The sequence below is a fragment of the Burkholderia sp. HMSC10F09 genome (assembly GCF_001806955.1).
Classification (GTDB): domain Bacteria; phylum Pseudomonadota; class Gammaproteobacteria; order Burkholderiales; family Burkholderiaceae; genus Burkholderia; species Burkholderia multivorans.
Genome location: NZ_KV786597.1, coordinates 1 through 13,452 on the forward strand (window position 1 = coordinate 1; position 13,452 = coordinate 13,452).

General features: G+C 69.7%; 10 protein-coding genes. 6 read left to right on the forward strand and 4 right to left on the reverse strand.

Going from position 1 to position 13,452, the window contains the following annotated elements; translation table 11 throughout:
* Both HMPREF3115_RS06590 and HMPREF3115_RS06595 read left to right on the forward strand, forming a co-directional pair.
* The coding region (locus HMPREF3115_RS06590; RefSeq protein ID WP_083302158.1) for an aldehyde dehydrogenase at positions 1-1,306 on the forward strand (1,306 nt) is incomplete at its 5' end.
* Positions 1,307-1,406: 100 nt separating this feature from the next.
* On the forward strand, positions 1,407-3,329 hold the full coding sequence (locus tag HMPREF3115_RS06595) for a feruloyl-CoA synthase (protein WP_070553808.1): 1,923 nt from the start codon (positions 1,407-1,409) through the stop codon (positions 3,327-3,329).
* 142 nt (positions 3,330-3,471) lie between these two features.
* On the opposite strand, the gene HMPREF3115_RS06600 is transcribed toward HMPREF3115_RS06595, so the two are convergent.
* From HMPREF3115_RS06600 to HMPREF3115_RS06610, 3 genes are all read right to left on the reverse strand, one after another.
* Positions 3,472-4,506 (reverse strand): PDR/VanB family oxidoreductase, encoded by a 1,035-nt coding sequence (locus HMPREF3115_RS06600; protein ID WP_070553810.1) that lies wholly within the window; start codon positions 4,504-4,506, stop codon positions 3,472-3,474.
* A gap of 55 nt (positions 4,507-4,561) precedes the next feature.
* On the reverse strand, positions 4,562-5,605 hold the full coding sequence (locus tag HMPREF3115_RS06605) for an aromatic ring-hydroxylating dioxygenase subunit alpha (RefSeq protein WP_070553812.1): 1,044 nt from the start codon (positions 5,603-5,605) through the stop codon (positions 4,562-4,564).
* An 88-nt stretch (positions 5,606-5,693) separates the two neighbouring features.
* Positions 5,694-6,464: a GntR family transcriptional regulator gene (locus HMPREF3115_RS06610; RefSeq protein ID WP_006407830.1), complete on the reverse strand. Its 771-nt coding sequence runs from the start codon at positions 6,462-6,464 to the stop codon at positions 5,694-5,696.
* 278 nt (positions 6,465-6,742) lie between these two features.
* Between HMPREF3115_RS06610 and HMPREF3115_RS06615 the strand changes: the two genes are divergently transcribed.
* The 4 genes from HMPREF3115_RS06615 (at position 6,743) to HMPREF3115_RS06630 (ending at position 11,667) form a co-directional block, all read left to right on the forward strand.
* Complete coding sequence (locus tag HMPREF3115_RS06615; RefSeq protein WP_035489176.1) at positions 6,743-7,237, forward strand: MarR family winged helix-turn-helix transcriptional regulator; 495 nt, start codon at positions 6,743-6,745, stop codon at positions 7,235-7,237.
* Positions 7,238-7,514: 277 nt separating this feature from the next.
* Entirely contained in the window at positions 7,515-8,720 is a 1,206-nt protein-coding gene (gene mhpT / locus HMPREF3115_RS06620; protein WP_070553814.1) for a 3-(3-hydroxy-phenyl)propionate transporter MhpT, read from the forward strand.
* A 65-nt stretch (positions 8,721-8,785) separates the two neighbouring features.
* A complete protein-coding gene (locus HMPREF3115_RS06625; RefSeq protein WP_006397484.1) occupies positions 8,786-9,925 on the forward strand; it encodes a porin in 1,140 nt (379 codons plus the stop codon).
* 26 nt (positions 9,926-9,951) lie between these two features.
* Positions 9,952-11,667, forward strand: a complete 1,716-nt coding sequence (locus HMPREF3115_RS06630; RefSeq protein WP_198405903.1) for a tannase/feruloyl esterase family alpha/beta hydrolase — start codon at positions 9,952-9,954, stop codon at positions 11,665-11,667.
* 109 nt (positions 11,668-11,776) lie between these two features.
* Here the strand turns inward: HMPREF3115_RS06630 and HMPREF3115_RS06635 are convergent, their stop codons facing one another.
* Positions 11,777-13,135, reverse strand: coding sequence for an aspartate aminotransferase family protein (locus tag HMPREF3115_RS06635; protein ID WP_053298104.1), 1,359 nt, complete (start codon positions 13,133-13,135; stop codon positions 11,777-11,779).
* Positions 13,136-13,452 lie beyond the last annotated feature (317 nt).

The window sequence follows — 13,452 nt, forward strand, 5'->3', positions numbered from 1 at the left end:
CGCCGCGCGCGCGTTTCCCGGATGGGCGGCGCTCGCGCCGACCGAACGTCGCCGCCGGCTGCTCGCGGCGGCCGACGCGATGGACGCGCGCGCCGGCGAGTTCATCGAGATCGGCCGCGCGGAAACGGGCGCGATGGCGAACTGGTACGGCTTCAACGTGATGCTCGCGGCGAACATGCTGCGCGAGGCCGCCGCGATGACCACGCAGATCGAAGGCGCCGTGATTCCGTCCGACGTGCCGGGCAGCCTCGCGATGGCCGTGCGCCAGCCGTGCGGCGTCGTGCTCGGCATCGCGCCGTGGAATGCGCCCGTGATCCTCGCGACGCGCGCGCTTGCGATGCCGCTCGCCTGCGGCAACACGGTCGTGCTGAAGGCGTCCGAAGGCTGCCCCGGCGTACACCGGCTGATCGGCAGCGTGCTGCACGACGCGGGGCTCGGCGACGGTGTCGTCAACGTGATCACGCACGCGCCGCACGACGCCCCGGCGATCGTCGAGCGGCTGATCGCGAATCCGGCCGTGCGGCGCGTCAACTTCACGGGCTCGACGCGCGTCGGCCGCATCGTCGCGACGCTCGCCGCGCAGCATCTGAAACCCGCGCTGCTCGAACTCGGCGGCAAGGCGCCGGTGCTCGTGCTCGACGACGCCGATCTCGATGCGGCCGTCGACGCGGTCGCGTTCGGCGCGTTCTTCAACCAGGGGCAGATCTGCATGTCGACCGAGCGCGTGATCGTCGATCGCAAGGTCGCCGATGCGTTCGTCGACAAGCTCGTCGCGAAGGCGCGCACGCTAAAGGCCGGCAACCCGGCCGCGCCGGGCGTCGTGCTCGGCACGCTCGAAAGCGAAGCGGCGGCGCAGCGGATCGCGGCGCTCGTCGACGACGCGCGCGCGCACGGCGCCGCGTTGCCGCTCGGCTGCAAGGTGGACGGCGCGGTGATGCAGCCGACGATCGTCGACGGCGTCACGCGCGAGATGAAGCTCTACGCGGACGAATCGTTCGGGCCGGTCGTGACCGTGCAGCGCGTCGACGACGACGAGGCCGCGCTCGCGGCCGCGAACGACAGCGAATACGGGCTGTCGGCGGCCGTGTTCAGCCGCGACATCGCGCGCGCGATGCAGCTTGCGAAGCGGATCGAATCGGGCATCTGCCACATCAACGGGCCGACCGTGCACGACGAGGCGCAGATGCCGTTCGGCGGCGTGAAGGCGAGCGGCTACGGACGCTTCGGCAGCAAGGCGTCGATCGCCGAATTCACGGATCTGCGCTGGATCACCGTGCAGACCGCGCCGCGGCATTACCCGATCTGACGATCGGCACGGGCTGCGCGCGTCGCAGCCGCGATCACGATACAACGACGTTCCGGCCGAGCACAGGCGCACGCGCGCCGGAACCGCACGGAGACAAGACTTGGAAGCGGACCCGACCCAATCGCGCGGCGACGCGGCCGCGCAGACCGTTCCCGCCGGCTACCGGCCGGTTGCGATCGGCACGGCGCCGCCGGAGATCGTGCAGCGCGACGGCTGCTGGTATCTGCGCGCGGCCACGCCGCTCGGCGCGTATCCGCGCCGGCTCACCGACCGGCTCGTCAGCGGCGCGCAGGCGCATCCGGACCGCTGGCTCGTCGCGAGGCGCGGCGCGGACGGCGCGTGGATCGGCATCACGTATGCGCAGATGCTCGAACGCGCGCGCGCGATCGGTCAGGCGCTGCTCGATCGCGGCCTGTCGGTCGAGCGGCCGATCGCAATCCTGTCCGGCAACGATCTCGAACATCTGCAGATCGCGTTCGGCGCGATGTGGGCCGGCATTCCGTATGCGCCGCTGTCGCCCGCGTATTCGCTCGTGTCGAGCGACTACGGCAAGCTGCGTCACGCGCTCGCACTGCTGACGCCGGGGCTCGTCTTCGCGTCCGACGGCGACGCCTACCGCGCGGCGCTCGATGCAGCGGTGCCGGCCGACGTCGAACGCGTGATCGTGTCGGCGCGCGACGGCATGCCGGGCGCGACGCGCTTCGCGTCGCTGCTCGATACGGTGCCGCGCGACGTCGATGCGGCGCACGACGCGGTGACGGGCGACCGGATCGCGAAGTTCCTGTTCACGTCGGGTTCGACGCGGCTGCCCAAGGCGGTGCCGACCACGCACCGGATGCTGTGCAGCAACCAGCAGATGCTCCTCGAAACGTTTCCGCAGTTCGGCATCGAGCCGCCGGTGCTGGTCGACTGGCTGCCGTGGAATCACACGTTCGGCGGCAGCCACAACGTCGGGATCGCGCTCTACAACGGCGGCACGCTCTACATCGACGACGGCAAGCCCGTTGCGGGCAAGTTCGACGAGACGCTGCGCAACCTGCGCGAGATCGCGCCAACCGTCTATTTCAACGTGCCGAAGGGCTGGGAAGAACTGACCGCCGCGCTCGAAACGGACGCCGCGCTGCGCCGCACGTTCTTTTCGCGCGTGAAGCTCTATTTCTTCGCCGGCGCGGGGCTGTCGCAGGCCGCGTGGGATCGCCTCGAGCGCGTGACGCTCGCGCACTGTGGCGAGCGTATCCGGATCATGGCGGGGCTCGGGATGACCGAGGCCGCGCCGTCATGCATGTTCACGACCGGACCGTTCTCGGCGGCCGGTTACATCGGCCTGCCGGCGCCGGGCTGCGACGCGAAGCTCGTGCCCGTCGACGGCAAGCTCGAGGCGCGCTTTCGCGGGCCGAACGTGATGGCCGGCTACTGGCGCGCGATCGATGCGGACGCGCGCGACGTGTTCGACGACGAGGGCTATTACCGCAGCGGGGACGCAGTGCGCTTCGTCGATCCGCAGCGGCCCGAGATCGGGCTGATGTTCGACGGCCGCATCGCGGAGGATTTCAAGCTGTCGTCGGGTACGTTCGTCAGCGTCGGGCCGATGCGCGCGCGCATCATTTCGAACGGCGCGCCGTACGTGCAGGACGCGGTCGTGACGGGGATGAACCGCGACGATGTGGGCGTGATGATCTTTCCGCGCATCGACGATTGCCGCCGTCTCGCGGGTGCCGCACCCGATGCCGACGTGCAGGCGGTGCTGCGCGCGCCGGCCGTGCGCGCGTTCTTCGTCGAGTTGCTCGCGCGGCTGAACCGCGACGCGACCGGCAGCGCGACGCTCATCACGCGGCTGCGGATTCTCGACGAACCGCCGTCGCTCGATCTCGGCGAAGTCACCGACAAGGGGTCGATCAATCAGCGCGCGGTGCTCGCGCATCGTGCGGCGCTGGTCGAGGCCATGTATGCGGCCGATGCGCGCGACGATGCGGAAGCGGGGCTGATCTTTGCCGACATCGAGCGCATTGCGCGACACGGCTGAAGCCGCACGCGCGGATGCCGTTGCGCGGCGAGCGCTGCGTTGCATGTCGCAACGCGTGCACCGCGCGGTGTCGGCGCGCGGCGTTTGCCGCGAAACGTAGCGGCCGCACGTCGGCCTGCGCGGCTCGCGCCGCGCGGCCGTCTCACAGATCGAGCACGAGCATCGGCGTGCGCGCGCGCGAACAGCACGGCAGCATCTGATCGTTCGCCGCCCGTTCGTCGTCGGTCAGGTAGACGTCGCGATGATCGGGCGTGCCGGACAGCACGCGCGTGAGGCACGTGCCGCAGACGCCTTGTTCGCACGACACGGGCACCTCGATCCCGCAGCTGCGCAGCGCTTCGACGATCGTCATACCGGCCGGCACGTCGACGACGCGGCCCGATTGCGCGAGCGATACCTGGAACGGGCCATCGGCCGTTGCTGCTGCCGACGTTTCGCTTTCGCCGGCCGCGCCTACGCCGGCCGCGCCTAAGCCGGCCGCGCCTAAGCCGGCCGCACCTAAGCCGGCCGCGCCTACGCCGGCAGCGCCAAAGTACTCCCGATGCACGTTCGCCGGATCCCACCCGGCCTGCGCAGCCGCGCCGAGCACCGCCGCGATGAACCCGGCCGGCCCGCACACGTACAGATGCGTATGCGCATCGGGCTTGCCGAGTACCTGCGCGAAATCGATGCGCTGCCCGGCAGGCGCATCGTCGAACCACAGCCGCGTGCGCGCGTTCAGCGGCGGCGTATCGAGCCGGTCGACGAACGCCGCGCGCGCCGGTTCGCGCGCGCAGTAATGCAGTTCGAACGACCGCCCGGTCTCGGCCAGATGCAGCGCCATGCTGAGCAGCGGCGTGATGCCGATGCCGCCCGCGAGCAGCACGCTGTGCGCGGCATGTGGATCGAGCGGGAAGTGATTGCGCGGCTCGCCGATCTCGAGCGTCGTGCCGGGCTCGCACGCGTGCATCGCGACGGAGCCGCCGCGCGATTCGCGCTCGCGCAGCACGCCGAGCCGGTAGACGCCCGCCTCCGACGGGCTGTTGCACAGCGAATACTGGCGAACGAGTCCGCCGAGATGGACGTCGATATGCGCGCCGGCCGTGAACGGCGGCAACGCGGCGCCGTCGGCCGGCCCGAGTTCGAACATGCAGATGTCGGTCGCGACGGGAAGCTTGCGGAGAAGCGTGACTTTCATGGCAACGGTCAATGAGGGCGCCGCGTCGCGCGTGCGCGCGGACGCGGCGCGAGGGTCAGCACGACAGCGCGGCAGCGCGCTCCTGTTCGATGAGGCGGTCGAGCACGCGGCGCGACTGCACGCCGCCCGCATCGATGTTCAGCTTCAGCAGCGGCCGGTCCGGCCAGCGCAGCAGGTTGCGCTGCTGCGCCTCGAGCATGTCCAGATCCTCGGCAAAGATCGCGCCCTGGCCCTTGCGGATCGTCTCGGTCAACGCGCGATCGTCGACCGCGAAGCTGCGTGCCATCCCCCAGAAGTACCAGATCGACGTCTCGGTCTCGGGCGTGATGAAGTCGACGACGATGCTTGACACCTTGTCGCGCGGGTCGGCGTGATAGCCGCCTTTGCCCGCATGCGCGACGCCCACCTCGATCATCACGTGGCTCGGCGGCGTGAAGTGGCAGATCTGCCAGCGATCGCAGCGCACGTCGTCGGCGAGCCCGTTGCCGCGCAACGCGGCGGCCCAGAACGGCGGTGGCACGATGCCTTCCATGAAGCGGCTCGTCGTCACCGTGTCGCCGTCGACCTTCGTCGTCGGCGGCGCTTCCTCGATCTCCGGCTGGCCGATGCTCGACGCATGCACGTAGGTCTCGTGCGTGAGGTCCATCAGGTTGTCGATCATCAGCCGGTAGTCGCAGTCGATGTGATAAAGGCCGCCGCCGTATGCCCAGCCCGGATCGTCGGCCCAGTGCAGCGGGTGGATCGTCGCCGGATCGGCGCGGGCCGGATCGCCCGGCCACACCCACACGAAGCCGTAGCGCTCGACGGCCGGATAGCGGCGGATCGCCGGAATGCCGCCGACGCGCTGGCACGGCATGCTCGTGCACTTGCCGTCCGCGCCCATCGTCAGCCCGTGATAGCCGCAGACGAGATGACCGTCGCGCACGGTGCCGAGCGACAGCGGCGCGCCGCGATGCGGGCAGAAATCCTCGAGCGCGGCGACCGTGCCCTGCCCATCGCGAAAGAACACCATGCGCTCGCCGCAGATCTGCCGGCCGAGCGGCTTGCTCGCGAATTCGTCGGGCGTACACGCGACATACCAGGCGTTTTTCAGGAACATGCGTCTCCTCCAGGGCGTGCTTGCACGCCATGTTCGTCTTCGGAAAAGCGGCGCGTCGCGCGCCGCACGAGAAAATGCCGCGCGCCGCTCAGCCGGCGTCGCGACGGATCAGGTTGCCGCCCGCGAGCTTCGTCATCGCCCGCTGGTTGTCGAGCACGCGCCGCAGGTTGTCGTGCGCGATCTGCGCGTGCTCGCGCATCAGCGCTTCGGCCCGCGCGCCCTGGCGGCGCGCGATCGCATCGAGCACGGCGCGATGCTGCGCCTGCGCAACGACGAGCGTTTCGCGTGCACGCGGATCGAGCGACTGCACGACGACGAACGCGCTCGCCGACGCGAACGGCAGCGTCGCGACCTTGTCGATCTGCCGCGCGACGACGTCGCTGCCCGCCGCGCCGGCGAGCAGGCGGTGAAAGCGCGCGTTGGCGTCGACGTAGCGCGAGAAGGTTTCGTCGGTCAGCGGGCCGGCCAGCAGTCCGTCGATTTCGTCCGCACACGCATGCAGGCTGCGCAACGTCGACGCCGGCACGCCGCGCTCGGCCGCGAAACGCGCGGCGAGCCCTTCGAGCGTGCCGCGCAGCTCGATCGCGTCGCCGATCTCGCGCGCGGAAAACGCGCGCACCGCAAAGCCGCCGGTCGCGATCGGCTCGATCAGCCCTTCTTCCTGCAGCCGGATCAGTGCCGCGCGCACCGGCGTGCGCGACACGCCGAGCCGCTCGACGACCCACAGCTCGGAGATGCGCTCGCCGGGGCCGAGTTCGCCGCCGACGATGAGCTCGCGCAGCCCGAGCAGCGCGCGGACGGTCTGGGACGGGGACGCGGCAGGGCGCGTGTCGGAAGCGGGCGTGTCGACGGTCGTCATCGGTGGCGGAAAACGTGCGCGCCGCGAGCGATCGCGGCACGATGGGTTATCAGGTTGCTTGATAAAACTGTATACATCGACGAGACGAAATCAAGTGGAATCGCGCGATTTCACGGGTAAACCACGAATGAATGCCGCTGATCGACCGCGCGCTGTATACAGTGTCGCGCACGGCATGCCGGTGCCGGACGCGCGGCGACGCAACGTCCGGCACGACCGCTGTCGGCACGCGCAGCGCGTGAGGTAAGATGGCCCGCGATATCGATTCCGACACGTTCATGAGTTCGACTCCCGTCAAACCGGCCGGCGCGAAACGCGCCGCCCGCGTCACCGAAGCCCGGCCGCGCGTGCGCACGCAGCAGCGGCTGACCTACCTGATCGGCAATCTCGACCGCCTGCTGCGGCGTCAGATGAGCGACGCGCTCGCGCCGCTCGGCGTGACGCTCGCGCAGTACACGGCGCTGTCGGTGCTCGAGGCGCGCGGTGCGCTATCGAACGCGCAGCTCGCGGTCCGCTCGTTCATCACGCCGCAATCGGCGAACGAAGTGATGAGCGCGATGGCCGCGCGCGGCTTCGTCACGCGCGAGGCCGACCCGAGCCACGGCCGCGTGATCCTGCTGCGCCTGACCGACGAAGGCTCGGCGATCCTGCGCGAATGCGAACAGGTGCTGCGCCCGCTCGAGCGCCGCATGCTCGGCGACGACCTGACCGCCGACGACGTCGCGCAGGTCCAGCGCACGCTCGAGCTGTTCGTGCGCAATCTGCGCGACTAAGCGCGACCGTTTCGTCGGCTTCCTCACGGCCCGCTCGGCCGGTTTCCGCGCGCGTTGCGGGTTAACACCGGCCCGTTTCGCACTTGAAATATCAGGTTACCTGTTATTAAATCGTCGCGTCCTTCGATGGAACGACGGTCCGCACGTCAGCACGCCGCGCGGATTTTATTTCGGACATAGAATCAGGCAGCCTGATAAAGCCGATCGTGATCCGGTTACGACAAAGCCCTCGCGCAGGTGCGGTCGCATCGCGTGCGGGTCCAGGTTTGGAGACGACATGGACACTTCCGTTGCCGAGAGGCCGGCCGTCGCGACGACGCTCGGTCTGTGTTTCGCGATCGCGCTGCTCGAGGGGCTCGACTTGCAGTCGGTCGGCGTCGCCGCGCCGCGCATGGCGCATGAATTCGGGCTGACCGTTTCGCAGATGGGCGTTGCATTCAGCGCGGGCACGTTCGGGCTGCTGCCGGGCGCGATGCTCGGCGGCTGGCTCGCGGACCGGATCGGCCGCAAACAGGTGTTGATTGCGTCGGTATGCCTGTTCGGGCTGCTGTCGATCGCGACCGCGCAGGTATCGAGCTTCGCGATGCTCGTCGCCGTGCGTGCGCTCACGGGGCTCGGGCTCGGCGGCGCGATGCCGAACCTCATCGCGCTGTCGTCGGAGGCCGTCGGCGCGCGCTCGCGCAGCAGCGCGGTCGCCATCATGTACTGCGGGATTCCGTTCGGCGGCGTGATCGCGTCGCTGATCGGCGTGCTGCTCGCGGGCGACACCGAATGGCGTCACATCTTCTACGTCGGCGGCGTCGGGCCGCTGCTGCTTGCGCCGCTGTTGATCGCGCTGCTGCCCGAGTCGCGCGCGTTTCTCGACGTCAGCGCGTCCGGCGCCGCGCGCGCGGGCGTGCGCGACACGCTGTTCGGCGGCGGCCGCACCGGCTCGACGCTCGCGCTGTGGATCAGCTACTTCTGCACGCTGATCGTGCTGTATTTCCTGCTGAACTGGCTGCCGTCGCTGATGGCCGCGAAAGGGCTCGCGCGCGGGCAGGCCGGCATCGTGCAGATCTTCTTCAACATCGGCAGCGGCCTCGGCGTGCTCGGCATCGGCATGTCGATGGACCGGATGCGGCCCGCGCGCGTCGTCGGCGGCATGTATGCGGGGATCGTGCTGTCGCTTGCCGCGCTCGCGATCGCGCCGGGGCTCATGTGGCTGTCCGTCGCCGCGTTCGCGGCCGGGATGTTCGTCGTCGGCGGCCAGTCGGTGCTGTATGCGCTCGCCGCGATCTACTACCCGACCGCGATGCGCGGCACCGGCGTGGGCTCCGCGGTGGCCGTCGGGCGGCTCGGCTCGGTCGTCGGGCCGCTCGCCGCCGCCGAACTGCTCGCGATGGGCCGCAGCGCGTCGGTCGTGATCGGCGCGAGCATCCCCGTCACGCTCGTCGCCGCGATCGCCGCGCTGCTGCTGATCCGCCGGCCGCACGCGCAGGACTGAGTTCCTTCTTTCAACCCGACGCGCCGTCAGAGCGCGACATCGACGCAGGTCTGGAGACACTCATCATGAAGCACACCAAAGCCTTGCTGGCGGCCGGCGCATGCGCGCTCGCCGCGACCGGCGCGCATGCGCAATCGAGCGTGACGCTGTACGGAATCGTCGACACGGGCGTCGAATTCGTCACGCACGCGAACGCGGCCGGCGATCACGTCGTGCGGATGCCCGCGGTGACGGGCGAGATGCCGTCGCGCTGGGGCATTCGCGGCAACGAGGATCTCGGCGGCGGCTATCAGGCGGTGTTCGTGCTCGAAAGCGGCTTCAACGTGCGCGGCGGCGATCTCGGGCAGGGCGGTCGGTTGTTCGGCCGGCAGGCGTTCGTCGGCCTGAAGGGCGGCTTCGGCACGCTCGCGTTCGGCCGCCAGTACACGATGACGTATCTCGCGCTGCAAGGTGCCGACATCATCGGCCCCGACATCTACGGCCTCGGCTCGCTCGACGCGTATGTGCCGAACGGCCGCGCCGACAACGCGGTCACCTACATCGGCACCTATCGCGGCGTGACGCTCGGGGCCGCGTATTCGTTCGGCCGCGACGGCGCGGGCACCGGCAATTCGCCGGGGCAGGGCACCTGCGCGGGACAGGTGCCGGGCCATGCGGTCGAATGCCGGAACTGGTCGGCGATGCTGAAGTACGACAGCGCGTATTTCGGTGCGGCGGCCTCGTACGAAGAGCAGCGCGGCGGGACCGGTGCGGCCGCGAACTTCTTCGACGGCGTTGCGCCGGTCGCCTTCACGAGCAGCGCGGGCAAGGACGCGCGCGTGCATCTGAGCGCGTATGCGCAAGCCGGCGGCGCACGCGTCGGCGCGGGCTGGATCGGGCGCCGCGTGTCGACCGGTTCGCCGGCCGCGGCCGGTGCACATTCCGATCTGTTCTTCGTCGGTGCGTCGTACACGGTGAAGCCTTATCTGATCGTCGACGGCGAAGGCTACCGGATCGTCAACAGCGCGCACGACACGCGCGCGACGATGGCGACGCTGCGCACGACGTATCTGCTGACGAAGCGCACGTCCGTCTATGCGCAGACGTCGTATCTGTGGAACAGCGCGCATGCGCGCTACGCGGTCAGCGGCGGCGGCCCCGGCACGACACCGGGCGAAGGGATGGGGCAGCTCGGCGCGATGGTCGGCGTCAAGCATCTGTTCTGATTCGACGAGCGCGCGAGGACACCATGATGAACCGCAAACTGCTGTGCGCGGCGCCGCTGTCGGCCGCACTGCTCGCCGCGTGCGGCGGCGACGATTCGGTGACGTCCGCACCGACGCATCTGAGCGCCGCGACGCCGGCCGCGATGACGCAGACCTGCGACGCGCTCGCCGCGAAGCTCGCGTACGCGAACACGTCGTTCACGTCCGTGACGACCGCCGCGGCCGGCGCGCTGACCGTCGCCGGCAGGCCGGTTCCCGAGCATTGCGTGATCGCCGGCAAGATGAACGAGCGCGTGAGCGCGGTCGACGGCAACACCTATGCGATCGGCTTCGAGATGCGCCTGCCGAAGGCCTGGAACGGCCGTTTCTTCTATCAGGCGAACGGCGGACTCGACGGCAACGTCGTGACCGCGACCGGCGAAATCGGCGGCGGCGGCCCGCTGACCGATGCGCTTGCGATGGGCTTCGCGGTGATCAGCTCGGATTCCGGGCACAGCGCCGCGCAGAATCCGCTGTTCGGCGTCGATCCGCAGGCGCGCATCGATTACGGCTACGGCGCCGTCGATGCGCTGACGCCGATGGCGAAGCAGGTGATCCGCATCGCATACGGGAAGGCGCCGGACCGCAGCTATTTCGGCGGCTGTTCGAACGGCGGCCGTCACGCGATGGTCACGGCCGTGCGCAACGCAGCCGACTACGACGGGATCATCGCCGGCGATCCCGGCTTCCATCTGCCGAAGGCGGCGATCGGCGAGATGTACGGCGCGCAGCAGTTCGCGAAGATCGCGTCGGCGACGGGCGCGAACGGGCTGCCGGACATCCGCAGCGGATTCAACGATGCGGAGCGCCGCTTCGTCGGCGCGGCGATTCTCGCCAAATGCGACGCGCTCGACGGCGCGGCCGACGGGATCGTGCAGGACGTCGCCGCATGCCAGGCGCACTTCAGCCTCGACGCCGACATACCGGACTGCGCGAACGGCACGCGCACCGGTGCGTGTCTGACACCGGCACAAAAGACCGCGCTCGCGAACGTGTTCGCCGGTGCGCGCAACAGCGCGGGCGCCGCGCTCTACGCGAGCTTTCCGTACGATCCGGGCGTGGCCGGCAGCGGCTGGGCCGCGTGGAAGCAGTCGAACTCGATCGCGCTCGATCCGGCCGCGATGGCGTTCACGTTCATGACGCCGCCGAAGCCCGCGTCGACGCTCGCCAACCTGGCCGGTTTCGCGCTCGGCTTCGACATGGACAACGATGCGCCGGCGATTTTCGCGACGAGCGGCGCGTACACGCAATCGGCGTGGTCGTTCATGACGCCGCCCGACGAAACGAACCTCGGCGCGCTGAAGCAGCGCGGTGCGAAGCTGCTCGTGTATCACGGCACCGGCGATCCGGTGTTCTCGTTCAACGACACGCGCGACTGGTATGCGCGCCTCGCGCAGGCGAACGGCGGCGATGCGTCGGATTTCGCGCGCTTCTATCCGGTGCCGGCGATGAACCATTGCTCGGGCGGGCCGGCGACCGACCAGTTCGACATGCTGACGCCGCTCGTCGCGTGGGTCGAGCAGGGGCAGGCGCCCGGTGCGATCGTCGCGGCCGCGCGCGATGCGGCGAATCCGGTGCCGAATGCGGAGGTGCCCGCGTCGTGGGGCACGGGGCGTACGCGGCCGCTGTGTCCGTATCCGCAGGTTGCTCGCTATAACGGCTCGGGCGATCTGAATTCGGCGGCGAGCTTCAGTTGCCGCTGAGCGCGCGAGCGGTGGGCGCGCGGCGGTCCGGCTGTCCGGCGGTCGCGCGATCCGGCGACCAGCGACCGGCGACGGACCGGCCGCGCGTGTCGCCGCGCGGTTCAAGCGCTCAGGTCAGCTCGCTCAGGCACGCGTCGAACTCGGCGACGAGCCGGTCGACGTCGTCGGCCGTCGTCTGCGGGCACACGAGCATCATGTTGTGGAACGGCGTGATCAGCACGCCGCGGTTCAACAGGTAGAGATGCACGATGTGCTCGAGCTCGCTGTCGAGCTGCGCGCCGGCGAGCGTGCCGTTGCGCGGCGGTGTCGGTGCGAACTGAAACTCGGTGCGCGCGCCGATGCGTGTCACGCACCACGGCAGCGCGTGTTTCGCGATCGTCTGCTCGAGCCCTGCCGCGAGGCGCGCTGCGAGTTCGAACATGTGCGCATACGCGGCGTCGGTCGCGACCTCGGCGAGCGTCGCGCGCATCGCGTGCATCGCGAGCATGTTCGCCGTCAGCGTCGTGCCTATGCCCGAATGGCCGGGCGGCGCGTTCAGCTTCGCCTGCTTCGCGCGTTCGGCGAATTCGGCGCTGAATCCGTACACCGCGCACGGCACGCCGCCCGCGATCGGCTTGCCGACCACGAGCACGTCCGGCTCGAGATCGTGCGCGACCGCGTAGCCGCCGGGGCCGCTGCTGATCGTGTGCGTTTCGTCGATCACGAGCAGCGTGCCATGGCGGCGCGTGAGCGCGCGCGCCTCGCGCCAGAAGCCGGGCTCGGGCAGCACCATCCCGATGTTCGTCATCGCGGGTTCCGCGATCACACACGCGACGTCGTCGTGCTTCAGCGCCGCTTCGAGCGCGTCCAGATCGTTGAATTCGACGACACGCGTGTTCGCGAGCAGGTCGTACGATTGCCCGAGCAGGCTGTCGCGCTGCACCGGGCGGCCGTCGACGAGATCGACGAAGACGTCGTCGACGGTGCCGTGATAGCAGCCGTTGAACACGACGATCGTGTTGCGGCCCGTCGCGGCGCGCGCCCAGCGCAGCACGAAGCGGTTCGCATCGCTCGCGCTCAGCGCGAACTGCCAGAACGGCAGGCGGAAGCGGCGCGCGAGCTCGCGCGACACCCACGCGGCGTCCTCGCTCGGCAGCATCGTCGTGTAGCCGCGCGTCGCCTGCTCGGCGAGCGCGCGTGCGACCGGCTCGGGCGCATGGCCGAACATCGCGCCCGTATCGCCGAGACAGAAGTCGACGTAGCGGTGCCCGTCGACGTCGGTAAACGTCGCGCCGCGCGCCTCCTTCACGTACAGCGAAAACGGCGTCGACCAATCCTGCATCCAGTGCAACGGCACGCCGAAAAGCAGATGCTCCGCCGCTTCCGCGGACAGCGCGCGGGAAATCGGCATGGCTTCGGTGAACGCGCGGCGCTCGCGGTCGAACAGCGCGCGGGCCCGGGTGAGGTCGACTCCGTGGCGGGAAGACAAGTGCGGCTCCTGGTTGTGAAGGAGCAGACACGATAGCGCGCGCGGCGGGCCGCTGAACAGGGGCGGAATCACGGGGGCGGACACGAAGCGCCACGCGCGGCAGGCGATGGTTTGTGCGCATAAACATACGACAACGTATGTCGGCGCAGCGGAAGTCGCCGAGGTGAGTGGGCGCGCACGTCAGACAGAAGCCCCAGTACAAGCAGGGTAAACGACAAATACATCGAACGCGCGATTCGCGACTAGACTGCTCCAAGTAGTACGACGACATATGAATAATCGGCGTGCCGCCCGGCGCGGCGCCCGCCCTCTATCGA

Bases quoted from the DNA above. Each gene is read 5' to 3' on its own strand.
- HMPREF3115_RS06600 (WP_070553810.1), bottom strand. From the start codon at position 4,506: ATGAAAGTCACGCTTCTCCGCAAGCTTCCCGTCGCGACCGACATCTGC.
- HMPREF3115_RS06605 (WP_070553812.1), bottom strand. From the start codon at position 5,605: ATGTTCCTGAAAAACGCCTGGTATGTCGCGTGTACGCCCGACGAATTC.
- HMPREF3115_RS06610 (WP_006407830.1), bottom strand. From the start codon at position 6,464: ATGACGACCGTCGACACGCCCGCTTCCGACACGCGCCCTGCCGCGTCC.
- HMPREF3115_RS06615 (WP_035489176.1), top strand. From the start codon at position 6,743: ATGAGTTCGACTCCCGTCAAACCGGCCGGCGCGAAACGCGCCGCCCGC.
- mhpT (WP_070553814.1), top strand. From the start codon at position 7,515: ATGGACACTTCCGTTGCCGAGAGGCCGGCCGTCGCGACGACGCTCGGT.
- HMPREF3115_RS06625 (WP_006397484.1), top strand. From the start codon at position 8,786: ATGAAGCACACCAAAGCCTTGCTGGCGGCCGGCGCATGCGCGCTCGCC.
- HMPREF3115_RS06630 (WP_198405903.1), top strand. From the start codon at position 9,952: ATGAACCGCAAACTGCTGTGCGCGGCGCCGCTGTCGGCCGCACTGCTC.